Below are 24093 nucleotides of genomic sequence, written 5' to 3' on the forward strand. Positions count from 1 at the left end.
AGGAATCCTACTTGAATCTTGCTCAGTATACTGAGAAGTTAAGCTTTGTATGTCAAGCTTCTAGGCAGCTTGATTGTTCAAAAATCAAATAGGAGTCCTATAGATTATTAATCCTTTTATTTAATATGCTTTCAAGCATTGTTAGCATCAATAATAAAGTAGCACTTTGTAATTTATACTATCGAAAATACAACTATATTTTTTTATTTTATACTCCATGTTTTAATAAGCATTGAATACATGTATTCATATCAAAATCAATATTTATTGTGACAGTTTCAGATGTGCTTGCCGTAGCATTAAATGGGTTGAACGAAACAGTAGAAGCCATTAAAAAAAACAACAGCAGCACAAGTACCAAAACGACAAGTAGAGGAATTGGCTCGTAGAGGTGCGAACGATTTTGACGATTTTTATAAAAATTGTCAATCATATCGAGTCCGGTAATATTTAGTTGTTCTTCGTCTCCCCTTGATTAATTCATATCTCTGCGTTTCTTTTTTCATCCAAGTGCGATCGCTCGTTATTTATAGTTGTTTTAGTAAACGTTTAGGTGAACCAGACTATACAACACCTTATGATATTAACTTAATTGGTGAGTACAATATCGCTGGGGAAATGTGGAATATATTGCCTTTATTGAAAAAACTAGGCATCCGCGTTTTATCAAAAATAACTGGTGATGCTCGCTATCAAGAAATTACCTATGCTCACCGTGCCAAGCTGAATGTAATGATTTGCTCCAAAGCGTTGATTAATATGGCGCGGAAAATGGAGGAACGCTACGGTATTCCCTACATTGAGGAATCATTCTATGGCGTGGAGGATATGAACCGTTGTTTGCGGAATATTGCTGCAAAATTGGGCGATGTGGAATTGCAAGCCCGTACCGAACAGTTAATTGCCGAAGAAAATGCGAAATTAGATGTGGCATTGGCTCCCTATCGTGCCCGACTCAAGGGTAGAAGGGTAGTTATTTACACAGGTGGAGTGAAGAGTTGGTCGATTATTTCGGCTGCCCAAGACTTGGGAATGGATGTTGTTGCTACCAGTACCAAAAAAAGTACGGAAGAGGACAAAGCCAAAATTAAAAAATTACTCGGTAAAGATGGAATTACCTTAGAAAAGGGCAATCCTCAAGAGATTTTGCGAGTAATTAATCAAACAAAGGCAGAAATGCTGATTGCTGGAGGTCGTAACCAATATACTGCACTCAAAGCTCGAATTCCTTTTCTAGATATTAACCAAGAGCGTCACCATACCTATGCTGGATATAGTGGCATGGTGGAGATGGCACGGGAGTTAGATGAGGCTTTGCACAGCCCTGTGTGGGAGCAAATTCGTAAGCCCGCCCCTTGGGATTTAGGGACTGAAATTTTGGCTGAGTCTAGCTTGGATTGGTTAGATTTGCCGGAAGAGATTTTTGTCTAGTTTTTCCAGACTCTATCTGGGAAATCGAAATCTGGATTATCAATCTGGATGATAAATCTGGATTATGGGGGCATGTTTAGTGAAGGTGCGATATTCCTTTACTGGAATCGTACCGCGCCGCGATCGCATTCCGGGAGGTAAATAAATGGCGATAGTTTCGAGTCCAAATAAACCTGTTGTAGTTAATCCTCTTAAACAAAGCCAGACGTTGGGTGCAGCGATGGCTTTTTTAGGACTGAAGGGAATGGTTCCACTTTTACATGGCTCGCAGGGTTGTACTGCTTTTGCGAAGGTAATTTTAGTCAAACATTTCCGTGAGGCAATACCTCTGGCAACGACGGCAATGACGGAGGTGACAACTATTCTCGGTGGTGAAGATAATATTACCCAAGCGATTTTAACGTTGATGGAGAAGTCAAAACCAGAAATAATTGGTTTATGTACGACTGGACTCACGGAGACGCGAGGTGATGATATGCAGGGAATTCTCAAGGATTTCCGCAAACTTCATCCAGAATTAGATAGTTTACCAATAATTTTGGTTTCTTCACCGGATTTTAAAGGTGCATTGCAAGACGGGTTTGCAGCAGCAGTTGAGGGTATTGTTAGGGATGTGCCAGAAGCAGGTAGAACTATTCCCCAACAGGTGAATATCTTAGCAGGTTCGGCATTTACTCCCGGTGATATTCAGCAGGTAAAAGATATTGTTAGTGAATTTGGATTAACACCTATTGTTGTCCCCGATTTATCGGCTTCAATGGATGGTCATTTGGATGATTCTTGGAGTCCAATTACCGTTGGTGGCACAACTTTAGAACAGCTAAAGCAAGTCGGGAGTTCGGCTTTTACAATTGCCTTGGGTGAAAGTGTCCGGGGGGCTGCGGAAATTTTGGAACAGCGATTTGAAATCCCCTTTGAAGTATTTACAGAATTGACAGGTTTACAACCTGTGGATGAGTTTTTGCAGGCACTTTCTGATGTCAGTGGCGTAAGTGTTCCCCAGAAATTTCGCCATCAACGCAAACAATTACAAGATGCGATGTTAGACACGCACTTTTATTTTGGGCGTAAACGTATATCTTTAGCCTTAGAGCCAGATTTGTTGTGGTCAACCGTTCTGTTTTTACAGTCAATGGGGGCAGAAATTCAAGCGGCTGTGACGACAACGCGATCGCCACTTTTAGAGCAACTACCAATTGACAAGGTTGTGATTGGCGACTATGAGGATTTTGAGGAGTTAGCTAAGGGTTCCGATTTATTAATTGGGAACTCCCATGCGGCTAATATTGCTAAACATTTAGGAATTCCACTTTATCGTCAAGGTATCCCAATTATTGACCGTTTAGGTAATGGTCAATTCACTAAGGTTGGGTATAAAGGCACAATGGATATTTTGTTTGATATTGGCAATATCTTGTTAGAAACAGAAGAGATGAAAGCTAGAGATTTGAAGTATGAAATGTAATAAATAGTCAGGAGTTAATAGTGATTAATTAGATATATTTCTTACTAAGAAAACTATATCTAAATTCTTGGCTATTATTCTCAATCTACAATAGCATTGACAACAAAAAACTCCTCAATCTCAACACCTAAATTCTAACTTCAACTCAGCACTTATTTAATTCGAGGAAGCTAATGAAGATTGCTTTTACAACCAGTGATAGAGTACATATTAATGCTCATTTTGGCTGGGCAAGAGAAATTGACGTTTATGAAATATCCGATAATGGATATGAATTTATTGAAACTCTCACTTTTGAGGGCGATTTAAAACAAGATGGGAATGAAGATAAAGTTACTCCCAAACTTGAAGCCCTGAATGATTGCACAATCGTTTATGTTTCCGCAATTGGTGGAACTGCCGCCGCAAAATTAATCAAAAAAGGTGTCACTCCTGTAAAAGCTAAATCAGATGATGACAAAATTGCTGATATTTTAAATAAATTAGTCCAGACTCTCAAAGGTAATCCACCTCCTTGGTTACGTAAAGCTTTACAACAAAAACCAAGCAACTTTGAAGATGATTTAGAGGAGGAAGCAACGGTATGAGCGATACAAATAGTGTTAAGCCGAGTTCTGGTTTTGATGTTGAAAAATCGGCTTTTTTAAAGGCAATAACTCAACAAATCCGCGCTCAAGATATCTATGGTGTTTATCGTAGTTGGACGGATGAGTTGCTACTCAAACCTTATATTGTCAGTAAGCAAAAGAAGCGGGAAATCCCCATTGATGGTGATGTTGATCCCATGACAATTAGCAGAATCAATGCCTTCTATCGGGCGGCGGCTGCTTGTATTGAGAAAGAAACAGGTTTGTTATCTCAGGTTGTTGTTGATTTAAATCATGAAGGTTTTGGCTGGATTTTAGTCTTTGCTGGTCATCTTTTATTGATTCGTAAAACTATACGTGATGCCCATCGCTATGGTTTTGAATCATTAGAAAAAGTCGCAGAAGAAGGTGATAAATTAGTCGCACAAGCTGTAGATTTAACGAAGCGATTCCCAGAGGTAGGTAAGTTGTAATGACTCAAACTAACGAGGGTACTATTGAGGATTCGATTAATGATTTAAAAATGCGAATTAAGCGCCTCAATAGTAAAGCTGGTCAAATGAAAATGGATTTACATGACCTTGCAGAAGGTTTACCAACAGATTACCAGACATTGATGGAGGTTGCTGCGGAAACTTACGAGATTTTTCGTAAGCTGGATGAAATGAAGCAAGAATTAAAAATAATGGAGCAGGGAAAATGAGCGCAGATTTTGACACATTTAAACAAATAGTGGAAGCTGAAGAGTATTTTAAATTTTTTGAGCTTTCTTATGATGCAAAAGTCGTAAATGTTAATCGTCTACATATTTTGAAGAAGTTTTCTTTAAATATTAAAGAGATAGACGAACAAAATCCCAGCTTAAGTTTTGCTGACAAAGTTAGTCTATATCGTGCAGCTTTGGAAAAAGCCTATCAGGTTTTTCTGGACTCAACACCTCAAGAACAAAAGCTGTTCAAAGTGTTTAATCAGAAGCCTAAAAATGTAGTCACGCTGACAGAAATCACTTCTGATTAGGAGGTACAAAGTGATTGACCTAACGCCTACCGAGTTAGAACGTTACCGCCGCCAAATGATGCTCCCTAACTTTGGCGAATTGGCACAAAAGCGCTTAAAGTCAGCAACAGTGCTGGTTACAGGCGTGGGAGGATTAGGAGGTACGGCGGCGCTTTACCTGGCGGTTGCAGGCGTTGGGCGACTGATTCTCGTTCGGGGTGGTGACTTGCGACTTGATGATATGAATCGTCAGATTTTAATGACGGATGATTGGGTCGGTAAACCAAGGGTATTCAAAGCTAAAGAAACACTACAGGCTATCAATCCTGATGTGGAAATCGAAACTGTCTTTGATTACATCACCCCAGAGAATGTGGATTCATTAGTGCAATCGGCTGATATGGCGTTGGATTGTGCCCACAATTTCACGGAACGCGATTTGCTCAACGATGCTTGCGTCAGATGGCGTAAACCAATGGTGGAAGCGGCAATGGATGGCATGGAAGCATATCTCACTACGATAATTCCTGGTGTCACTCCTTGTCTATCCTGTCTATTTCCTGAAAAACCAGTTTGGGATAGACGTGCTTTCTCTGTTCTTGGTGCTGTTTCGGGAACACTAGCTTGTTTGACTGCACTGGAAGCGGTGAAGTTGATTACTGGGTTTAGTCAGCCTTTGCTGTCGCAGTTGTTGACAATTGACTTGCACCGAATGGAATTTGCCAAGCGTCGTTCCTATCGCGATCGCGAATGTCCGGTCTGTGGTAATAATGCACCGTGGCGCTATTCGGGTTCCAATTCCATGGAAACTACCAGCAATTGTAAGTAGGTCTAGATGATTTCCTCATTGATTACCCTAACACTTGCGATCGCTTGTGTATTTGTAGCATGTAAGTTTAATGTTGAAATTGTCCAGCTAGTAGCTAGTTTAATGGCAATGTTTTGGGTGGGTTTAAGTTTTTTTAACTCTCCTTTCCCAGTGGAAACACTACTTGCGATCGCTTTTCTCATCACCACAAACAAAAAAGTTAAATGTTAATGGTTTATTGAGGATAATTAATCGGTAATAGTTAGTTGGTTGTTAAGTATTAGTCTCTTCGACAACTAGTATAACTAATAATTAATAACTAATAACCAGTATCCAATTACCAATAACTAATAACTAATAACTAAATAACCACCAAACTAATAGGAGAATTGATGGCTATTACATTAACAGAAAAAGCAGAGCTTCGCCTCCGTTCATTTCTGCTTGGTTCTGCACCTGATTCCCAGAAGCCGACAAAAGGTATTCGCGTCTCGGCTAAAGACGGTGGTTGCAATGGCTACGAATATGGCATGGAAATCACCTCTTCACCTAAGCCGGATGATATCGTCATTGAACAAGGTCAGGTGTTGATTTATGTCGATGCCAAAAGCGCTTCTTTATTAGAAGGTATGGTAATTGATTTTGTTGAAGGTGTGATGGAAAGTGGCTTCAAGTTTACTAACCCAAATGCTACAAATACTTGCAGTTGTGGTAAGTCCTTCAGCGCTGGCGACTGTACTCCAAAAGGGACACCTTGCCAATAACCGATTCTATATCCAACAACATCAGTCGTCCTTTTGGTATTGCAGGCTAAATAGCCTGATAAATTTATTTTTTGCTCCTTGAGTGAGATTAAGTCACAACTTATTTAAACTCACGTTGTATACCCCTGGTAGCCTGTCTAAAAGGCTTAGGAGCATTACAAAACTGTCAAATCCTACTTTTTTTGAGGAGAACGAAAGAATGGCTACTTATCAAGTTAGATTAATCAACAAAAAAGAAGAGCTTGACACCGTAATTGAAATTGACGAAGAAACCACCATTCTAGATGGTGCTGAAGAAGCTGGTATTGAACTACCTTTTTCTTGTCATGCTGGTTCTTGTTCTAGCTGCGTTGGTAAAGTAGTTGAAGGTGAAATCGATCAATCCGATCAAAATTTCTTGGATGACGAGCAAATGTCTAAGGGTTTCGCTTTACTTTGTGTCACCTACCCTCGCTCTAATTGCACAATCAAAACTCACCAAGAACCTTATTTGGTATAAATCAGCAATTTATTTGTAGTCATTCCAAATCATTCGTGAGTAAGCAGAATAAGCAATTCAATCAATCCTTTTGTTAAGTCAGCACTCTACACATACTCTGACTCTGAAGGTGTGACGCAAAATTCATTATTCTGTTCGTATTGTATTTGGGGATATTGACTGAGTTTGAATGTTGGCTCATCTTCAAGTCATGGCTAGATTATAGCTATGACTTTTTTATTGCGAAGAAAGGCTTTGAATCGCTATGTTTATGTGTAAAAATATAGCTTCTCAATGTTTTACATAGATGTCTATTTGATAATTTTAGCCATCAAATTAAAAAATAATCTTATTTACTATTTTCGAGATTTATATTTTAGATCAAATTATCAATTTTGTGTCATTTTCAAAGTTTTTAAAGTATATTTTTGACGAATTTTATAACTAATTATTACAAAAGGACTGATAAGAAAAATGTATTAACTGCGCCAGATGTTTAGGTTTTATTTATGATTCAAAAAAAGATTAGTGATAGGATAAAGGTGAGCTAAAAAGTTGCTCATCTCACTAAACACAAAACCAAAATAATGGCAAACTGAACAAGACATCCAAATCTGAATTGTCAGGAAGTACAATATCAAGTATTTTGAGAATCTCCAAGTATAAATGTGTAAATCAATCCTGAAAATATCAGATTTATTAAGGGTCTAAATAGACTTAGAGACTTACACAAAGAAGGTCTAATTCTGTAAGAAAAATTAGTAAAAGCTGATAGCCAAACTAAAAAAGAGCTTCTGATATTCCTAATGTAAGTTTCCACACATATCACATCCAAAATTCCAAAATTTAGTCAGATTCTGCCACTATTTTCAACAGCGTTAAGTTCAAAAATTCAATACATTAGAGTGATTGGATAACTAAATACGCTAGTTAGCACAATTGTCAGTTTAGTAAAAATAGCAGCTCTTTAGTTGAATTGAATTTCATTTATTTTCGGACACGCCTTAAATTCAAGGAGCAAAGATTATGCGAGCTAAACATATCATGACTCAAGAAGTAGCTACTATCCGTGGTGCTGCGACTGTTGAGGAAGCTGTTAAACTCATGCGACTCAAAGGTTTACGTGCTTTGATTGTTGAACCTCGTCACAATGGTGATGCTTATGGAATTGTGACTGAAACTGATATCACATATAAAGTTGCAGCCTATGGTAAAGACCCCAAACGGATGCATGTTTTTGATATCATGACTAAACCTTGTGTTGTTGTCAATCCTGATCTCGATTTGGAATATGTAGCACGCCTATTTGCTAATACAGGTATTCGTCGTGCGCCTGTGATTGAAAAAGAGCTTTTAGGTATTATTTCTGTAACTGATATTCTCAACAAAGGTAATTTTGTTGAAAAACCAAAATTGCTCTTCTTACAAAAAGAACTTCACAAAGCAATTTCTGATGCTCGATCCATTTCTGCAAATTATGGTGAGGATTCTAAGAGAACAATCGAAGCATGGGATTTAGTAGATGAACTGGAAGCTGAAGCCGGCTATTATGGTGCTGCAAAACCAGAAAAAACTGCAAGAGAAACATTTGCACACCAAGCTGGAAATAATGCTAATAACCAACAATCTGTGGAGCAAACTGCATAGTAATACCCATACTAATTAAGGATAGTCGCGCAGAGAGAAACCCGGTTTCTCATCAAAAATTCAGATGATGCTCGATACTTAAATCCAAGAAACCGGGTTTCTTTAGTCTAGGACTTACGCAAAAAAACCCGGTTTCTATGCAAAATCATTGTTTTGACGACCGGATATCGACAAACAAAACTGGGTTTCTGGCTTCACGTGCGTAAGTCCTGTTGTCTTAAGGTTTACTTTATATATAGCCTCTAAGTTGGGTTAGCATGACCGTTTTGTTTAAGAATTTTTATCACTATATTTTATAACTGCTGCGAATGCTTAAAACCGCTTTAATAATGATGTTTTCGGGTATATAAGAAATCATTTAAAAATAAGTAGTGCAAGCGTCTCACTTGCTATTTTCCAAACGTGGGCTTTCCGGCTCCGGAGTTTTCCGTGAAGAACATCTCCCCGGAAACTCCTCTCCACACTACTTGTTAAATTTATTTTTACACGAATACTAAGAGTTTTTTGAGGGTTTTACTAAAATTGTTCTTGCAAAAAATTTTCTAGAAGATGCCAATCGGGTATTTTATATTGCTGGCATCGTCAATTTGTTACCAAATAATAGTATCAATAAATTCTTTTTTTTTTGAAGTTACCTTTATTATAAATCTAGCCATAAATTAGAGCAGAGGAGAATAATATATTGCTGTTGAGAATCTGAATATTGCTTCCTGGGAATAGTCACTTGTATTAAGATTGAGGGTAAATCTACATATCCACCTCAAGTTAATCAAGATGCTTTTCGGTTATGATTCACAAGTTATAATCAGCTAATTCGGATTTTTAATATAGCATTAATTTCGGCAGTAATTAAATAATTTATGAGATTATTTCTCATCCAGGGTTATATCTCTTGAAATGATGAGAAATGATTATTTTGAACAAATTCAAGATGTTCAGAGTATTTAAAAAGACGAATTAATCTGTATTTTCTGCCACAAACAATTAAAAATCTTCAAATTTTCCTGAAAGTCAATACTTTCGTCGAAATAGTTTTCAAGCAATTTTTCATCAAAAAATTTCATGATGAGTTGATTTCAGCCAGCAGAATTCAATCAAAAGCAGCACGACTGAAAATAGATAAACTTGACAGAGTGCAATGGGAATATTGAATTTAAATTGGGAATGAATTACTCAGATAACAAAAATCAGTTAACTCAAGCTGATTATTAGTGAGTGCATCAGATTTTAACTCAAAAGTATGCAGTTGTATTATTTCTATCTCCAGTCCCAAAATTAAATATTTGCAATTTAATATATAGGGTAATTTTCACGAGAATTCAATTAAAAATATCTGGGGATAGAAATTAATATTTTGACGATCGCCATGTAAAACTAATTAGTAAAAATAAGCGAGGAGGAAATGGCAAAGCACTTCTTTAACGAGGAAGATTCACATCCAGTTCAATTAACATCAGCAGATATTATTCTGCGACAACAACTGGAATATTCCATTAGTAAATACTTTTATAATGGATGCGATCGCACAATTCAAGACTTACTCTCTGAATGTCGTTGGTATGTAACAACTATCAATGGTACATTAACTTTAGCGATCGAATGTCGCGATGAAATGATTAACTGGCAAGTTTTGCGTAAGATGGTACCAATGGCAAAATTGCTCAAACAAGTTGTTACGAGCGCCAAAATTCGCGTCTATCCACCAGAAGCGCAAGGTATACCGTTTGAAATGCGTGTTGATGAACTGGGAGTTTATAGAGAGCATCAAGAAGGTGCTTAGGCATGGAAAAAGGTTCAGGGAACTTCAAAAAATAAATTACTCAATTCTATTACTTTGGGAGCATCCTAAATGTGTAAATTGGCTTTTTGTAGTGATGGCTCTCTAGTCCGCTTCCTGGAGATTAGGGAGCTTTCCGGCTCCCATTACTTTAGATGGCGGTGCGTTACGAATTATGCCTAACACACCCTAAAAAAATTGGATGTTTAATTACTTGGAATTCCCTAACTCTTAACTCCTAATTCATTACTCATCACTTTAACTATTTCTGCAAACACAAAATTTGCTGCATTTTGTACAGCAGGGGTTAATTCCCAACCAAAACCAAGATTTGCAGCTTCAATTAGATATACTGTTACATCTTGGGGAAAATCCTGCTGAAATATTTTTCTACCAGATGCGATCGCATTATCCCACCGAAAATCATGCAAACTATAACTAGGTTCGGGTAGAGTTTCCAATTCTTTGCCGGGAACTGTGTATACTATCCCCGGTTCTGAACCTGTTGAACTGGCATCAATAATAATTAATTTTCTGCTACCACGCGCTTGAAACATTACCTCCATCCCAGATGTACCGCAGTCATAGACAGACACATGAGGATGAGGGTTTTGGGTTAAATATTGCTGGAGACGTTGAGCGATAATGACACCGACTCCATCATCGCTGCGGTTCAAATTTCCGCAACCAATAATTGTTAACATGAAGAGGTTTAATCCGCATTATTTAGAGCAGTTAAATCAAATAAATGTGTTGTTAATACTCCACCTAGCCAAATATTTCTTTCCTGTGTTTTTAAATTTAAAATTGCTCCATTAGGAATATTAAAGAAATCTAGGGATACTCGAACTTGATACATACTTTCAGGTGTAGCTTCAACCGAATTAAAAATTAGCGACCATAAAAATGCTCGCATAAACATTCCATGAGTAAATATAGCCACAAATTCTTCTTGTAAATCTTGAATTTGCATCTGCAAGCTATGTACTCGACTCATCATTTCGGCAAACGATTCTGCGCCTTCTCCATCGACATAAAAAGGGTCATTTCGTTGCCAATATTCCTCTGCCATTGGTTTTCTTTCAGCTAGCGTTGTATTTTTACGCCGTGCTGTTGCTAAATAATTAAATTCCTGAACTTGCCATTCTGCTTGTGCAACTGAAGAAAATCTGTCGATGGTTGTTTGAGCAGTTTGTTTAGTCCGCAAAAACGGTGAAGTAACTATTAATGAAGGTTGTTGTGAGAAAAATGAGGCTACTTGCTTGGCTTGCTGATGTCCTTTCTCAGTTATCTGAATATTTGTTTGTTCATCGGTTGGAAAACCAGCATTTGCTTCACTTTCACCATGTCTAATTAACCACACTAGCGCCATTATTGCCCCCATCCCTCAATGGTTGTCTGGGAATCCTATCATAAGCATGGGTAATTTGGTTACTAACTGGGTAGCAGAATTGACGAAAGAGGAGAGATTCATGCTAAAGACGTAAGCTATTGTCAGAAATATTCGGGAAAAATATTCTGGGGAATTGCGATCGCATCTTCAGCTATAATTTTCTACGAATAAGTAAAAATCGCAACTCCTATCTCTGCCTTCCTACGCCTTTAAATCAACACCAAATTTTTTGGCAATCTCACATAATTTATCAAACTGTTCTTGTCCAGCTTGAGCTAGTTTTTCATCTGCTGGTAATAAATTTTTCTCGCCTTTAGGAACTAAGTATTTGACATACAACGAGATAAAATCGACTACAATTGCTATTCCTTGCAAAGCATGACTATCGGCTTGTTTTCCCGCAGCCAATGCCGCCATTCCACCTGCGATCGTATTTCTGGTGGCTTTGACAAATTGGTCAACTAGTTCTTCGATATAATAAGCTGGTGCTAGGTTAGTTAATCTACTTTCATCGACGATTAATTCAAAGCCGGCTTCAGTTGCTTGATCTATGACACACCATTCTGTAAATTCTTTTAAAGCTTCTTCAGAAAGATGTGGAAGATATTGATGTAATTCTAATTCAGACACGAGTTTTCCCTACTAATTTAATGAGATAAGTGTAATTAATTCAACAGTTTGATTGCATCTGCCATTTTGATGTGATGAATGTACCAATTATTCCTCATCATTTTTGCTTTTAATTACTGAGGAAAAATAAGTTATCACTGATGATAAGTAACTTGTAAATAATGACAATTGGCTGATGAAAGGATGCTTTCAGATACTAGTATTAGCCATAAAGCTTTCACTTTCTGTATTTTTAGCAAATGTGTATAATTCGTTAATTTTGTCAAGAGGCAAAATTACCATTCCCACTTTGGGGACGTTGCGTAGGTCAAGAAGTAAAAAGTATTTCCCTTTATGTTTATATTTTGGTGTTACTTCTGACAGTAGTGATTTAATATAATAATCTTCGGCTTCACTGACATCATGATAGTAGGAAATATGGGCTTTTTCATCAAAATACAATTCTGCTGAGTAAATACTTTTTCTAATTTGAACTGTGATATGTACGGGGAATGTCTCATTATGAATAGAATTCATTTACTGTAACTCCTCTGGATAGGATGGGTATTGATAAATTTATGTTTTTTTAATAAATAGTAGATGCGTCTTTTTCATTTTTGTGTAGCGTGTAATGGCTCAAGACTAACTCTTCTTGTAAAAGTAAATCGTACATTTTGCTACTAATTATTAGTGCCTATATTTAGTTTTCAAAAGGAAGGTATATATTCCCAGCTTTGAAACTGGGAATCAACCCAGGAGACAGCAGAGAACAGGATGAGAAAAATTCGGTTATGCAGTTCTAAAACGTGCTAATTCTTCTCCTGTTTTGGCATCGTGGGCATGAACGGTACAAACTAAGCAAGAATCGAAAGAACGTGCCACATGTCCGACTTCGACGGGATCACGAGGGTTTTCAATGGGTGTACCAATCAGAGCTTCTTCAATTGGTCCCCGTATACCCTGGCTATCACGAGGACCAATATTCCAATTACCTGGTGTAATAATCTGGTAATTTTTAATTTTGCCACCTTGAACATTAATCCAGTGACACAGCGCTCCCCTTGCAGCTTCAGTTGCGCCCCATCCCTGTCCATCCTGTTCTTCAGGTTTGATATACCAATCTTCATTGAGGCGAAATTCCCGCAGACAATGTTCAGCTTGACGATACAACTTGACAATTTCATGCATTCGTGCTAGTTGTCGCAGGTGAACACTCGCACCACCCAATTTCTTGAAGGCATCAACGATAAATCCATCCTGGTGTTGCCAACCTTCCCCATGAGTACCCCCAGCAACAAGTTGACGGGCGAGGGGACCAGCTTCGAGTCTGCCTAAGTTTTGGTGCAATACTGCTGTTGACCAGGAATAGGCATTATTGAAGTCTTTTTTATTGTTGGGACTAGGTTTGGTAGTGCGATCGCGTGGGTGAATATCGGTTTCGCTTTCTTCATACCACGAGTGGGTCATGTTCTCACGGACAAATCCTTCATCCATTGCCGCGTGCGTATCGGTAAAGCTATCATACACACCACTCTTCATAATCATCGCCGCATTGCGTCCGGCAATAGTAGGTTTTTGATATTTAGTTTCGTGGGGCAAATATCCCCAACTGACATACTTACCAACACCCGCACCAAACTTATCGAGTCCAATATCCAAACCCATCCGCCAATAAATTCCCAAATCAGAATTCCAGTGTTCGGGCTTTTCATTTAGCCAAGCCATGAAGTCATCGTAGGTACGAATTTCTTCATATCGTTCCAAAGAACAGCCCAACCAAACTGATTCAATCCAATTGCGGCGGAAATATTCCAAAATTGACCAAGCGCGAGTCACATCAGTCAAAGTGGGGGCGCACATGACACCACCTGGCACCATATAACTGCTGTGGTAACTAGTGATATTCTAGTTGATGTTGCAATTTTGTTAGTGAATAACTTATTTTCAATAGCTTTAGGTTTAGCACTAACATTTTATCTTCACCATTCCAGCTTATAAATTAGGGAAGATTTAGGGAATGAGCGGGCAAAATCAAAACCAGGATGATGGCGATACTTCCGCAGGCAGTAGTTATCGCGATCGCACATTTACCAATGCAGAGTTCAACGCAGACATCACCGACTTATTCGCCGATATTTTTGCAGACTTTGAGCCGCAAAACACCACAGACGGCAGTTATAGGGGAACAATGGCGAAAATTAAAGCAACGGAATTACACTATCAGGAAGTTTTTGAGCAGAAGTTAGTCGAAGCAAATACTAATTTAAAAAGGGATCGGGTGAAAGTTAGCATCAAACAAACTGGCAATTCCCTGCAATTGCGGGCTACCCTTCCGTTAAAGCCAGACGATCGCGATCGCTCTGTTAAGGAAAAAAAGCAGTATGATTTATCCTTGGGGATACCAGCAAATTTAGAAGGACTCAAAACTGCGATTGAAGAAAGTTACGAGTTGGGTAAATTAATCGCTCGTCATACTTTCCAGTGGAATGAGAAGTATTTAGGAATTAAATTTAGAGAGAAGCAAGAAATAAAAAATATTGGGGAATTATTAGATACATTTGACGAAAAATATTATCAAACCCGTCAGAAAACTATAACCAGTCAAAATACTTTTGCTAACTATATATCTGTAATTAAAAGAAACTTTCCTCTCACCCATTTAGCCACAAAAGATAATTTTGAGGAAATTATTAATTCATTTCAGGGGAATAAAAAAAATGAACTAATTGCCGTAAGTTCTGTTTTGATTAAAACCTTTAATTTAGGATTTCAACTTGATGTGACACGAGATAATGTCACCCCAGCCCATAGAGAAATTCCTGAAGATGAAAAAATAATATCTGCTTTTGAACTCTTTGAAAAATTCGCCCTCAACCGCAAAAATACAAACATTAGTGATGAAATAGATACTTGGGAAATGTGGCGTTGGGTATATGGAATGTTGGCGACTTATGGGTTAAGACCAAGGGAATTATTTGTACAACCGGATATTAATTGGTGGATGTCTCCCCAAAATATAGATCATACTTGGAAAGTCCATAAAGATACCAAAACTGGATATCGAGAAGTTATCCCCTTTGTTCCCGAATGGATAGAATTATTCGATTTAAAAAATCTGCGACCATTAAAAATTTTAGATAGAAAAGTTGCGAAAATTACATCTGTGCAAAATATTAATTGGATGCGGAGGGATATATCCAGATGGTTTCGGAAAGTTGGAATTGAGTTTCAACCCTATGATTTACGTCATGCTTGCGCGATTAGATCGCATCTTCAGGGAATACCTATTAAAGCCGCAGCAGACAATTTAGGTCATACTGTTGATGAACATACCAAAACCTACCAGCGTTGGTTTGGCATTGAAAACCGTAAAAAAGCCTTTGGGGAAGCCATTAGTCAAAAGGCTTTAATTGAGTTGCAGAAGAATGAAATACTAGCGTTACGGATGGAAGGTGAGAGGCTAAGGCTGGAAGTTGAGAGATTGAAATTTCAGAGGAATGGTTGAAATTTAGATAAGTTGATGAAATTACGTACAAAATCAGGTGATTATGCAGAAACTTTCCGCATAATAATATAGTTAGCTGCACCTCTCTTTTCATTTTTGGTTCCTATGCTTTCAATAGATTTACTGAACCTTTCATTATTCTCTGTGCAATAAAATTAACTTAACTTTAACTAAAAAAATGAAAACCAAAGCTGGAAGTACATATGGCAAGAGGTAATCACATTTACGTTCACTACACTGGGATTGTTCATCACGGAATTGATTGTGGGGACGGAACAGTTATTCACTACGATGGAGAAAAGATCGCTCAAGTCTCTATCGCTACTTTCCGCGCTGGGAATAATCAACATTTTGTAAAACGCTATGGTCAGTGTGACCCAGATGGAAAAGTCATTCAACGGGCTAAAAGCCGTTTAGGAGAAAGCAAGTACAACCTTTTGTTCAATAATTGTGAACACTTTGCAACATGGTGTAAAACAGGTTTAGGTGACAGTGAACAAGTCAGCAATGCTGGTGCAACAGCAGGTGGTGCTTCCGGTAGTGGAGCAGCAGTAGCTGGTGGTCTTGGGGTTGTCAGTGCTACTGGCGCGGTAGTAGGCTTGAGTGGTTCTGGTATCATGTCTGGTCTCGCTGCAATAGGTGGAATTATTGGAGGTGGTGCAGCTGCTGGAATTAGCGTATTAGGGGCTGCACCAGGATTTGTTTCAACAGTAGCTATGAATAAAGTTTTGGAGGACAAGAAAAGTCTACCGAGTGATGAGCGAAAGGCTCGTGAAGTTGGCAGAAATATGACAACAGTTGGTGCAGTAACTGGAACAGTTGGTGCAGTTGGTGCAGTTGCAGCTAGTGGGAGTGTTGCTGGATTAAGTGCTGCTGGAATTACCTCTGGATTAGCAGCAGTCGGTGGAATTGTTGGAGGTGGGATGGCTGCGGGAGTTGCTATTACAGCAGCAGCTCCGGCAGTGACTGCGGCAGCAGTTGGGTACGGAGCTTATCAAGTTTGGAAGTTGTTTTCTAAATAGAGGCTTAGGTTTTAGTTTGAGAAAAGCGATCGCAGCCTATAGGCGTTAGATTTGCTGTTAAATATCTTTGAGAAAAGCGATCGCTCAATATCCATTTTCTTGTACTTTCCTTAACTGCGATTAACTGCGATCGCCGAAGACATCGCTAGGTTAAAATGAGAGGGCAATTTCTAATCTTATAGAGTGCATTACATTTCATTAATGCGCCTTTTTGATGCTTATTATTTGTGCGATACGCTTTTTTGCTAAACTATAATCAGCGAAACAGCAAGATGAGATTATGAACTTAGATACAATTCAACAAGATATTGCGTCTCTTCCTCCCGATGCACAACTAATCATAGTGGAACTCGTAAAAGTCCTGAAAAAACGCTACCTTTTGAATCAACACGAATCTTCAGAAAATTCCTTGCAAGACTGGTCAGACTTTATCGGTTGTATAGAAGCTGAAACAGACCTCTCAAAAAATCATAAAAACTACTTAGATCGTGAACTTAACCAAAAATATGATCATAGTTGATACAGGCTTTTGGTTAGCTCTTGCCAATAAAAAAGATGCAGTTCATATATCTGCCAAAAAGCGATTTCAAGATTTAGCTAATCAGCAATTTATTACAACCTGGTGTGTCGTTACAGAAACTTGCTATTTATTACAAAAAAGAGTAGGAGTAGATGCTCCAAAAATCTTTATTAATAAAATTTCTACAGGAAAACTACAAATCTTTGATCTCAAACAAAATCATTGCCAGCGTATTGAAGAACTGATGGAAAAATATAAAGACTTACCAATGGATTTAGCAGATTCCTCTCTCGTTATCCTCGCAGAAGAATTAGGTCATGGTCAAATTTTATCGGTTGATTATCGAGACTTCAACACCTATCGCTGGAAAAATACAGAACCGTTCGATAACCTCTTTCAAGAATTTTTATGACGTAGTGCGATAGCGTTCAGCGCGACCTAGTAATGAATAGCCTTAATAGTTTTTACAATGCACTCGAACTCAGTTATGAATATAAGCCGTCTAACTTCACTATTAAACATCTTTGAGAACAGCGATAGCGCAAGCGCTGACTTATCAGTTCGCTCAATTTCCAAACAAAGAAATCAATACTTATATACCCAAAATAACATGTAACTATCTAAACTTAGATATTAGTATTTACGTATTTATATTGATAAAAAAGCCGCTTTATACTTCAATAATAAGCAAATAATTATACTTAACTACTTGCCTTGGATTTCTTGATCGCGAACTGCGATCGCTAATATCGAGTTAGTGCGATCGCTACTTCCACTGCTCAGGGTAAGATAATGAAGTGCATCAACTTGCAATTTCCCACAAAACCGCACAACCCAACCCGCCACTTGAGGCAGGTAATACGGCAAAAATATGCGTGCAAATATTGACATTCAGAAGTTAGAACGTCTGATGCAAGTCTTAGGTAGAGAAGCGCAGGGTTCAGGCTGCATCTACTTTACAGGTGAAGCTAGTGCCCTACTAATTGGATGGCGCAACTCCACAGTTGATGTCGATATTCGTCTAGACCCTGAACCACCAGGCATTTTTCAAGCGATCGCGAAACTTAAACAACAATTAAACATCAACATTGAACTGGCTTCCCCACAGGACTTCTTACCCACGCTTCCAGGATGGCGTGATAGAAGCGTTTTTATTGGACAGCAGGGTGAAATCTCATTTTATCATTACGACTTTACAGCCCAAGCCCTTTCTAAGTTATCTAGGGGATATAACCGTGATATTGATGATGTTCAAGCCATGTATAAACAAAAATTATTTTTTTTAGAAAAACTACGTGATTGCTTTGAGGCGATTGAACCTGAATTGATCCGATTTCCTTCTCTTAATCCTGATGTGCTGAGAAATCGGATTGAACAATTTATTGAGCGTTGTGCAAGCACATCGGAGGAAAATTAATAATGGAGCTAAATGAATTGCCAGGATCGGAATTAATATTACCTGGGCTGGAAGATATTCGCCAGGGCAGAAATAATACTATCGGTTCGTTGCTAATAGCGATCGCATCTATGCGCTTAACCGCAGCAGGCTTGGATATTCCGCAGGAGCCTCTAATCTCAGAGCCAGAATTAGCCTTGTATGCCCATCTTCAAAGCGAACGCGATGATGCTTATTCTTACTATAATGCTTTATTAAATAGCCTCAACAGCTTTTGCACTGCACTTGAACTGAAGTCCAAACATCAATAAACAGCAGTTTCGGCAAGGCTGGAGATACTTGCTTCTGAGTGCGATCGCTCAATTTCCAAACAAATAAATCAATACTTATATACTCAAAGTAATATGTAACTATCTAAACTTAAATATTACTATTTACGTATTTATATTGATAAAAACACAGCTTTATACTTCAATGGCAAGAAAATAATTATACTTAACGACTTGCCTTGGACTTCCTGAACTGTGATCGCTGCGATTAGATTTCGATATCTGAATCAGTTGAGAAAAATAAAGTCTGATGCTGTCATCTCCTTCCAATTTGGGAAAACTACAAAATAGGTATCGGTATGAGATTTTTTATGAAACCTGTTTTAAGTAAAGGGAAACTGATAACTTGGAAAGACGATAAAGGTTTTGGTTTCATTAAACCAGATGATGGTAGTAAAGAAGTTTTCTTGCATATCAGTACATTGAAGGGAGCATCTCGCCGCCCCAAGCTTGGAGATATTGTTCTGTACGAGCAAGTTGCCGAAGTAAGTGGAAAGGTACGTGCCACCAGAGCCTTAATTCAAGGGGTTGCGTCTCGAACTTTGCCAACCCAGAGACGAACAAAAAGAAGAGGTTTGCTCGAAACTTTTGTGAGTTTTGCAATTCTGGCTGCCATTGCACTGTTCACAATCGATTTCAGCCGTAGTCGTTCTTCCTCGTCAATAACATCTTTCAAAAAGCCAGAATGTATTATCAAAGGCAATATCTCGATTAAAACAGGCAATAAACTTTATCATCTCCCAGGTATGGAAGATTACGAATCAACAGTGATCGATCTAGCACAAGGAGAAATGTGGTTTTGTACAGAGTCAGAGGCGATCGCTAATGGTTGGCGTAAAGCACCGAGGTAGCCACAAGTAGCCCAACACTTCATTACAGAGGACGAAGGAAAGGCGTTTGTGGGGTTTCTGAGACTATCTGCTATAAAAAGTTTTTATACATACATGTTTATATGGCAATTATACTTAGATAAATTATAAATTAGCATTGGATATTGACGATATCGATATCTAGAAAACTTATTGATATGATAATTAGAATATTTATAACCTTTTTACTACGTAGACAAGACCACAAATCCCAAGCGATCGCATTTCATTTATCATTAACCAATTCCTAGGAAACGAGTATGCTTGAAGAAGATATGAATACACCACAATTTCTGCGTGATTTACCGCCACAGTTTGAACCACTGCGATCGTTTTTGCCAACAGACTTATTGCCCTATATCAAAATTATCGAGGAAGCTGTTGGCAATCTAAATTTTGATTTCGCCGGAGACCCATTAGAATTATGGCAAAGTAAAATCGGGGGTTATCCCTATCTTCCCAAGGGGACGAGTTATCCTGTTGATCGAGAAACAGGTGAGATGATGATGTTTCTGATGCAGGTAAACTGTGCTGAACTACCGCAGATTGATGGGTTGCCTCTGCCTCAGCATGGCATTTTACAATTTTATTTAGGGTTAGATGTTCCGATGTGTGCGCTGAGTCCTGAGAAACACCGCATCCTCTATTTTCCCGAAATTTCTCATGATAAAAGCAATTTAGTCACTGACTTTAGTTTCACAAAAAGTATTCGCGAAAGCCACGAATGGTATGAACAGGTTTATGCATTAAAGTTTTCTGCAGAGCAAGATTCCTTCTGGGAGGCTCGATATTGGGATGAACAAATCAGTATTCCTGATGATCTTATGGAACTTTCTGAGGATTTTAATAGCTGGATTTCAGATTATAACGATGAGAATCAAACGGCAAGTATCGGGAACAAGCTGGGAGGATATGTAGAATCTCTCCCCTCTGAGGAAGTAGATATGGAAGGGATTAAAGGACGATTACTGTTAGAATTGCAACATGAATTTAACAGTGACGATCATTTTTATTTTTTTATCGAAGATAGCGATCTAGTCAACTTGGATTTTAGTAAAGTTGGGTCTTGTTTCTGGCGGATGTAAGAGATTTAACTTGTAGCAACCTGTCACATCATGTCCGGGTGAATACTTATTATTAAGACTGACACGGAGACTTAGAGACGCGGGGACGCGGAGAAATTTTAATTGGGTTAGCAATTGCCGCAATTGCCAATGTTTTAATCAGTGCCTTCCTGGGAAATCAACTAGCACAGTAGCTAACGCAAATATGTACTCTGCGATCATAATTACAGTATTAGGCATCAAGTAAAAATAAGTAGTGCGTTCGTGTAGCGTGTCCGAAGGACAAACATCTTGCTCGCGTGGGCAGGATGCCCCGGAGTTTTCCGTGAAGAACATCTCCCCGGAAACTCCTCTCCACACTACAAATATTAAATTGTTCAACTTACTTTTACACGATTCCTTAGAGATGTCTATTGCAAATATGCAAGAATGACAAATTGCGATCGCCTTTTACAAAACCCCATGACTTAATATCCAGAAAGCTCGACAATTTACCAACCCCAGATAAATAGAAGCAGTAGGGAAAAATTAGGTAATGATTTATAAAATTAAATGACAATTAATTCAGGAAAATAAATAGATTTGGAGAAGGATGATTGCAGATATAACTGGTTTGCGATCGCCTAATTTAAGGAAAAGTCAGGGAATTATTGCCCCTATCCCTTCCAAACCCTAATTATATAAGCAATCCTGCCATTTATGTCCATATAACTGCTGTGGGGCCATTGTCCGCCAAACAAGGCGTAGATTTCTACGGGTTTTGCTGAAAGTGTTATCCCTTGTTCGTAGGATGTACCAGTAAATGCAGTAAAGCGCTTACAAGCTTCTTGGTAATAAGGACTATGACGGTATTTGGAATGGGTTAAATCGATCGCAAATAAACCATAGAAATAACGCGGTATACTTTGTATGGTTTCGGCGATTTGACCAAGGTTGCGAGCTAGAATCGCATTCCGGGGAACTGTTGTTCCCCAAGCAGTATCGAGTGCCCAGGCTGCACTTGTGAGGTGAGAAGCACCGCAAATACCGCATACACGAGGTGTCACAATTAACCCGGCTTGTGGGTCTTTACCGCGCAAAATTACTTCAAAACCACGAAATAGTTCTGCGTGAGTCCAAGCATTAACAACTTGACCATTTTCGATTTCGACACGCACATCTAAATCACCTTCGACTCTACCAACTGGTGATATATCAAGTATTTGAGTTCCCATGCTCCTCTCCTTTGGATTTTGTTAATGGTTAACAGGTAATTTAATTACTAATCACCAACCACTAATTATTAACTATTAACTAAACAGTAAAAAAGTCTTCCTCAGCCCATGCAGGCATTGTGTCTTTAGCTACCATTGTCAAGATGGCATAACCCGTTTTATTCACACCCGGAGGTAAATCTTTAGGAACACCCATGAGTGTCTGGCTATATACTACAAGTAGGTCTTTTTAAGAAAACACTATGAAGTTAGGATATGCAAGGGTTTCAAGCCGTCGTCAAGCTGATACGGAAGCCCTAGAACAACAATGTAGTAGGCTAGAAAAAATGGGGTGTGATCGAGTGATAGTGGATGTGGGGTCGGGTCGATCGGATCGAAGAAAGGAATTTAATCAGATATTGAAAATGGCGAAAGATGGTCTGATTAAGGAGGTGGTTGTTACCCGTCTTGATCGATTGGGTCGCAACGTCATCGCCATAAATAAGGCAATGCAGCTATTTAAGGAGTGTGGTGTTAAGCTAACGATGCTCGATTCCCCGATCGGAGATACGGAATCAGCATTTGGTTGGCTGACTGCTAATAATATCGCGGGTTTAGCGGAGTTTGAATCGCGATTGTTGGCGGAGCGAGTAGAGCATGGGGTCGCTTACTACCGAGAGAATTTAAGATATTTTGGGAATCCACCGTTTGGGTATACCAAAAATAAGGATGGGAGATTGGAGCCACACCCATCTAATTGGCTGATTGCAAAGGAAATTGTCAAATGTTTGTATTCCAACTCTTACGGAGCGATCGCTCGTTGGCTGCTAGAAAGCTTTGAAATAAAAATGTATGGTTCAAGCCTACGGAATTGGATACATAATCCCTGTTTGCGGGGACATACCTTCTACAAATTGAAGGGGGGAGGGGTGGAAAAACACTACAACACCCACGAACCCCTAATTACCGAGGCGGAGTATACAGAATTGGCACGGTTGACATCATACCCTGACAAAAAAGACCCAACCAAATTTAAACCCCATATTCTTGGCGGAGTTTTTAAGTGCGCGGAGTGTGGGCACGCCATGACAAAATCAAAAGCTGGGAAACAATTCCAGTGTGCCCAATATCGCAAATTTGGTAATGCTGGATGTACAAACGGTTGTTCGATTGCTAAGACCATTGTCAAAAAAGAAGTAGCCAAAGTCATGGTCCAACATGCTCGGCAAATCCTCAAATTAACCAACGACCAAACGGTTAATGCTGATGCTGTTGACGATAAGATGCTACAGTTGCAATCCCAACTGGAAACACTTCGAGCGCTCCCACAAAATGAAGCCATCGACACGGCGATCGCCAATACCCAAATTCAAATCCAAGCCCGCAAAGCCCAGAGCAAACAGAGGGCATCCCGTAGCAAAGACGACTTCTTAATTCTTAACTCGTTTCTTCACCCTGATTTCTGGGAATCGTTGTCGGATGAGGAATTTAAAGCTGTTGCATCCCGTTTTTTGGAGCGGGTCGAGTTTTCAAGCAATCGTAAATTTTCTTTCTTGTTACGTTCTAGCTCCAACCCATAGGCGATCGCTTTGCGGCGAATAGACCACCAAATCGAATCCTGACTCATAATATTCTCTGTAGCGCTTAATTAAGCGTAGTTTTTTCTGGGAATTTTTCTGTTAATAGTGATCGACTTTTGGCGGGATTCCCGCAATTTTTTTGTGAACGCGATCGGACTTGCTGTGAGTTCATATTTAGCTCTTGATGGGTGAAACCCAGTCTACGACCATCGACATCAGATCGCTTACTCTATGACTCTGGGGAAGGGGTAGCTTATTCCAACATTCCCAAAATATTTTCGATAGTTCCAAAATCCAGCATTTTTAGGGATTCTGGAAACGCTTTCATTGCTGGCAGATGCGTGGTCGAATCTCATCCGTTGCCCAATTTCAAAATCATCTATGCTTATAAAATCATTGGTGGATGAGGTAGCTTTACCAGTAGGTAGAGAAATTATTTAATAACTACTATTATCAGTTATGGACACAAGAGGTTAATTAATGCATGGATTAATATCTCGTGTTAGCGGTTCAAGAGATAACATGATGGTTGAACCATTTGGTAAAAATCTCATCCCGTCCATCTTTTGGCTCAACAAATTCATACACCCGTTCCCGCTTCCCCCTACTTCCCAGTCGTCCCACATAGGACAAATTCAACCCCAATTTATCTAACAGGGG

General features: G+C 38.9%; 25 protein-coding genes and 4 pseudogenes. 21 read left to right on the forward strand and 8 right to left on the reverse strand.

From position 1 onward, the window contains the following. Positions 1-555: 555 nt before the first annotated feature. From VB733_RS24750 to VB733_RS24805, 12 genes and pseudogenes are all read left to right on the forward strand, one after another. A pseudogene (locus tag VB733_RS24750) lies at positions 556-1431 on the forward strand (nitrogenase component 1); the annotation flags it as partial. Positions 1432-1576: 145 nt separating this feature from the next. Next, positions 1577-2896 carry a nitrogenase iron-molybdenum cofactor biosynthesis protein NifN gene (nifN, locus tag VB733_RS24755; protein ID WP_323342714.1) on the forward strand — a complete coding sequence of 440 codons (1320 nt, stop codon included), beginning with the start codon at positions 1577-1579 and terminating at the stop codon, positions 2894-2896. 173 nt (positions 2897-3069) lie between these two features. Then, positions 3070-3483, forward strand: a complete 414-nt coding sequence (nifX, locus tag VB733_RS24760; RefSeq protein WP_323342715.1) for a nitrogen fixation protein NifX — start codon at positions 3070-3072, stop codon at positions 3481-3483. Then, positions 3480-3956 (forward strand): NifX-associated nitrogen fixation protein, encoded by a 477-nt coding sequence (locus VB733_RS24765; protein ID WP_323342716.1) that lies wholly within the window; start codon positions 3480-3482, stop codon positions 3954-3956. The genes nifX and VB733_RS24765 overlap by 4 nt, the downstream gene beginning before the upstream one ends. Then, a complete protein-coding gene (locus tag VB733_RS24770) occupies positions 3956-4186 on the forward strand; it encodes a CCE_0567 family metalloprotein (RefSeq protein ID WP_323342717.1) in 231 nt (76 codons plus the stop codon). Before VB733_RS24765 ends, VB733_RS24770 begins: the two co-directional genes overlap by 1 nt. Continuing rightward, positions 4183-4500: a nitrogenase-stabilizing/protective protein NifW gene (nifW, locus tag VB733_RS24775; protein WP_323342718.1), complete on the forward strand. Its 318-nt coding sequence runs from the start codon at positions 4183-4185 to the stop codon at positions 4498-4500. Before VB733_RS24770 ends, nifW begins: the two co-directional genes overlap by 4 nt. Before the next feature lie 10 nt (positions 4501-4510). Further along, the gene (locus VB733_RS24780; protein ID WP_096618223.1) at positions 4511-5308 is read left to right on the forward strand and encodes a HesA/MoeB/ThiF family protein; all 798 of its coding nucleotides are present in this window, start codon (positions 4511-4513) and stop codon (positions 5306-5308) included. 6 nt (positions 5309-5314) lie between these two features. Next, positions 5315-5518 (forward strand): hypothetical protein, encoded by a 204-nt coding sequence (locus VB733_RS24785; RefSeq protein ID WP_323342719.1) that lies wholly within the window; start codon positions 5315-5317, stop codon positions 5516-5518. A 161-nt stretch (positions 5519-5679) separates the two neighbouring features. Next, positions 5680-6051 (forward strand): iron-sulfur cluster assembly accessory protein, encoded by a 372-nt coding sequence (locus VB733_RS24790; RefSeq protein WP_323342720.1) that lies wholly within the window; start codon positions 5680-5682, stop codon positions 6049-6051. A 199-nt stretch (positions 6052-6250) separates the two neighbouring features. Then, entirely contained in the window at positions 6251-6550 is a 300-nt protein-coding gene (locus tag VB733_RS24795) for a 2Fe-2S iron-sulfur cluster-binding protein (protein ID WP_096618220.1), read from the forward strand. A 1005-nt stretch (positions 6551-7555) separates the two neighbouring features. Continuing rightward, positions 7556-8176: a CBS domain-containing protein gene (locus tag VB733_RS24800; RefSeq protein WP_323342721.1), complete on the forward strand. Its 621-nt coding sequence runs from the start codon at positions 7556-7558 to the stop codon at positions 8174-8176. A gap of 1402 nt (positions 8177-9578) precedes the next feature. Continuing rightward, positions 9579-9956, forward strand: coding sequence for a hypothetical protein (locus VB733_RS24805; protein WP_323342722.1), 378 nt, complete (start codon positions 9579-9581; stop codon positions 9954-9956). Positions 9957-10177: 221 nt separating this feature from the next. Here the strand turns inward: VB733_RS24805 and VB733_RS24810 are convergent, their stop codons facing one another. The 5 genes and pseudogenes from VB733_RS24810 to VB733_RS24830 all read right to left on the reverse strand — a co-directional run. Continuing rightward, positions 10178-10657: a hydrogenase maturation protease gene (locus VB733_RS24810; RefSeq protein ID WP_323342723.1), complete on the reverse strand. Its 480-nt coding sequence runs from the start codon at positions 10655-10657 to the stop codon at positions 10178-10180. Positions 10658-10665: 8 nt separating this feature from the next. After that, entirely contained in the window at positions 10666-11325 is a 660-nt protein-coding gene (locus VB733_RS24815) for a histidine phosphatase family protein (protein WP_323342724.1), read from the reverse strand. A gap of 222 nt (positions 11326-11547) precedes the next feature. Then, positions 11548-11976 (reverse strand): hypothetical protein, encoded by a 429-nt coding sequence (locus tag VB733_RS24820; protein WP_323342725.1) that lies wholly within the window; start codon positions 11974-11976, stop codon positions 11548-11550. A 189-nt stretch (positions 11977-12165) separates the two neighbouring features. After that, positions 12166-12492 carry a hypothetical protein gene (locus VB733_RS24825; protein ID WP_323342726.1) on the reverse strand — a complete coding sequence of 109 codons (327 nt, stop codon included), beginning with the start codon at positions 12490-12492 and terminating at the stop codon, positions 12166-12168. Between the two features lie 252 nt (positions 12493-12744). After that, positions 12745-13845: pseudogene (locus VB733_RS24830) on the reverse strand (nickel-dependent hydrogenase large subunit); the annotation flags it as partial. Between the two features lie 127 nt (positions 13846-13972). On the opposite strand from VB733_RS24830, the gene VB733_RS24835 reads away from it, so the two are divergent. The 4 genes from VB733_RS24835 to VB733_RS24850 all read left to right on the forward strand — a co-directional run bounded on the left by VB733_RS24835 (position 13973) and on the right by VB733_RS24850 (position 17414). Further along, on the forward strand, positions 13973-15460 hold the full coding sequence (locus VB733_RS24835; protein WP_323342727.1) for a site-specific integrase: 1488 nt from the start codon (positions 13973-13975) through the stop codon (positions 15458-15460). A 203-nt stretch (positions 15461-15663) separates the two neighbouring features. Continuing rightward, positions 15664-16482: a lecithin retinol acyltransferase family protein gene (locus VB733_RS24840; protein ID WP_323342728.1), complete on the forward strand. Its 819-nt coding sequence runs from the start codon at positions 15664-15666 to the stop codon at positions 16480-16482. 280 nt (positions 16483-16762) lie between these two features. Further along, positions 16763-17002, forward strand: a complete 240-nt coding sequence (locus tag VB733_RS24845; protein WP_323342729.1) for a hypothetical protein — start codon at positions 16763-16765, stop codon at positions 17000-17002. Then, the gene (locus tag VB733_RS24850) at positions 16989-17414 is read left to right on the forward strand and encodes a type II toxin-antitoxin system VapC family toxin (RefSeq protein ID WP_323342730.1); all 426 of its coding nucleotides are present in this window, start codon (positions 16989-16991) and stop codon (positions 17412-17414) included. Before VB733_RS24845 ends, VB733_RS24850 begins: the two co-directional genes overlap by 14 nt. Positions 17415-17707: 293 nt before the next feature. Here the strand turns inward: VB733_RS24850 and VB733_RS24855 are convergent, their stop codons facing one another. After that, positions 17708-17848 (reverse strand): hypothetical protein, encoded by a 141-nt coding sequence (locus VB733_RS24855; RefSeq protein WP_323342731.1) that lies wholly within the window; start codon positions 17846-17848, stop codon positions 17708-17710. A gap of 25 nt (positions 17849-17873) precedes the next feature. Here VB733_RS24855 and VB733_RS24860 point away from each other — a divergent pair, with 25 nt between their 5' ends. The 4 genes from VB733_RS24860 to VB733_RS24875 all read left to right on the forward strand — a co-directional run bounded on the left by VB733_RS24860 (position 17874) and on the right by VB733_RS24875 (position 20681). After that, a complete protein-coding gene (locus VB733_RS24860) occupies positions 17874-18419 on the forward strand; it encodes a DUF6036 family nucleotidyltransferase (RefSeq protein WP_323342732.1) in 546 nt (181 codons plus the stop codon). 2 nt (positions 18420-18421) lie between these two features. Then, the gene (locus VB733_RS24865) at positions 18422-18709 is read left to right on the forward strand and encodes a hypothetical protein (RefSeq protein WP_323342733.1); all 288 of its coding nucleotides are present in this window, start codon (positions 18422-18424) and stop codon (positions 18707-18709) included. 329 nt (positions 18710-19038) lie between these two features. Next, positions 19039-19578 carry a cold shock domain-containing protein gene (locus VB733_RS24870; RefSeq protein WP_323342734.1) on the forward strand — a complete coding sequence of 180 codons (540 nt, stop codon included), beginning with the start codon at positions 19039-19041 and terminating at the stop codon, positions 19576-19578. Positions 19579-19856: 278 nt separating this feature from the next. Continuing rightward, positions 19857-20681: a YwqG family protein gene (locus VB733_RS24875; RefSeq protein ID WP_323342735.1), complete on the forward strand. Its 825-nt coding sequence runs from the start codon at positions 19857-19859 to the stop codon at positions 20679-20681. A gap of 644 nt (positions 20682-21325) precedes the next feature. Here the strand turns inward: VB733_RS24875 and VB733_RS24880 are convergent. Both VB733_RS24880 and VB733_RS24885 read right to left on the reverse strand, forming a co-directional pair. Beyond that, a pseudogene (locus tag VB733_RS24880) lies at positions 21326-21874 on the reverse strand (nickel-dependent hydrogenase large subunit); the annotation flags it as partial. A 79-nt stretch (positions 21875-21953) separates the two neighbouring features. Next, positions 21954-22091 (reverse strand): annotated as a pseudogene (locus VB733_RS24885) (hydrogenase); the annotation flags it as partial. Positions 22092-22116: 25 nt separating this feature from the next. On the opposite strand from VB733_RS24885, the gene xisF reads away from it, so the two are divergent. Then, positions 22117-23433 carry a fdxN element excision recombinase XisF gene (gene xisF, locus VB733_RS24890; protein ID WP_323342736.1) on the forward strand — a complete coding sequence of 439 codons (1317 nt, stop codon included), beginning with the start codon at positions 22117-22119 and terminating at the stop codon, positions 23431-23433. Positions 23434-24093 lie beyond the last annotated feature (660 nt).

Origin of the sequence: Calothrix sp. UHCC 0171 (genome assembly GCF_034931845.1) — a bacterium.
GTDB lineage: Bacteria > Cyanobacteriota > Cyanobacteriia > Cyanobacteriales > Nostocaceae > Brunnivagina.

Excerpts from the sequence above, each read along its gene's own strand:
- VB733_RS24845 (WP_323342729.1), top strand. The coding sequence starts at position 16,763 with ATGAACTTAGATACAATTCAACAAGATATTGCGTCTCTTCCTCCCGAT.
- VB733_RS24810 (WP_323342723.1), bottom strand. The coding sequence starts at position 10,657 with ATGTTAACAATTATTGGTTGCGGAAATTTGAACCGCAGCGATGATGGA.
- VB733_RS24835 (WP_323342727.1), top strand. The coding sequence starts at position 13,973 with ATGAGCGGGCAAAATCAAAACCAGGATGATGGCGATACTTCCGCAGGC.
- VB733_RS24875 (WP_323342735.1), top strand. The coding sequence starts at position 19,857 with ATGCTTGAAGAAGATATGAATACACCACAATTTCTGCGTGATTTACCG.
- VB733_RS24800 (WP_323342721.1), top strand. The coding sequence starts at position 7,556 with ATGCGAGCTAAACATATCATGACTCAAGAAGTAGCTACTATCCGTGGT.
- VB733_RS24840 (WP_323342728.1), top strand. The coding sequence starts at position 15,664 with ATGGCAAGAGGTAATCACATTTACGTTCACTACACTGGGATTGTTCAT.
- VB733_RS24870 (WP_323342734.1), top strand. The coding sequence starts at position 19,039 with ATGAAACCTGTTTTAAGTAAAGGGAAACTGATAACTTGGAAAGACGAT.
- xisF (WP_323342736.1), top strand. The coding sequence starts at position 22,117 with ATGAAGTTAGGATATGCAAGGGTTTCAAGCCGTCGTCAAGCTGATACG.
- VB733_RS24790 (WP_323342720.1), top strand. The coding sequence starts at position 5,680 with ATGGCTATTACATTAACAGAAAAAGCAGAGCTTCGCCTCCGTTCATTT.
- VB733_RS24805 (WP_323342722.1), top strand. The coding sequence starts at position 9,579 with ATGGCAAAGCACTTCTTTAACGAGGAAGATTCACATCCAGTTCAATTA.
- VB733_RS24770 (WP_323342717.1), top strand. The coding sequence starts at position 3,956 with ATGACTCAAACTAACGAGGGTACTATTGAGGATTCGATTAATGATTTA.
- nifN (WP_323342714.1), top strand. The coding sequence starts at position 1,577 with ATGGCGATAGTTTCGAGTCCAAATAAACCTGTTGTAGTTAATCCTCTT.
- VB733_RS24850 (WP_323342730.1), top strand. The coding sequence starts at position 16,989 with ATGATCATAGTTGATACAGGCTTTTGGTTAGCTCTTGCCAATAAAAAA.
- nifW (WP_323342718.1), top strand. The coding sequence starts at position 4,183 with ATGAGCGCAGATTTTGACACATTTAAACAAATAGTGGAAGCTGAAGAG.
- VB733_RS24815 (WP_323342724.1), bottom strand. The coding sequence starts at position 11,325 with ATGGCGCTAGTGTGGTTAATTAGACATGGTGAAAGTGAAGCAAATGCT.
- VB733_RS24785 (WP_323342719.1), top strand. The coding sequence starts at position 5,315 with ATGATTTCCTCATTGATTACCCTAACACTTGCGATCGCTTGTGTATTT.
- VB733_RS24825 (WP_323342726.1), bottom strand. The coding sequence starts at position 12,492 with ATGAATTCTATTCATAATGAGACATTCCCCGTACATATCACAGTTCAA.
- nifX (WP_323342715.1), top strand. The coding sequence starts at position 3,070 with ATGAAGATTGCTTTTACAACCAGTGATAGAGTACATATTAATGCTCAT.
- VB733_RS24860 (WP_323342732.1), top strand. The coding sequence starts at position 17,874 with ATGCGTGCAAATATTGACATTCAGAAGTTAGAACGTCTGATGCAAGTC.
- VB733_RS24765 (WP_323342716.1), top strand. The coding sequence starts at position 3,480 with ATGAGCGATACAAATAGTGTTAAGCCGAGTTCTGGTTTTGATGTTGAA.
- VB733_RS24795 (WP_096618220.1), top strand. The coding sequence starts at position 6,251 with ATGGCTACTTATCAAGTTAGATTAATCAACAAAAAAGAAGAGCTTGAC.
- VB733_RS24865 (WP_323342733.1), top strand. The coding sequence starts at position 18,422 with ATGGAGCTAAATGAATTGCCAGGATCGGAATTAATATTACCTGGGCTG.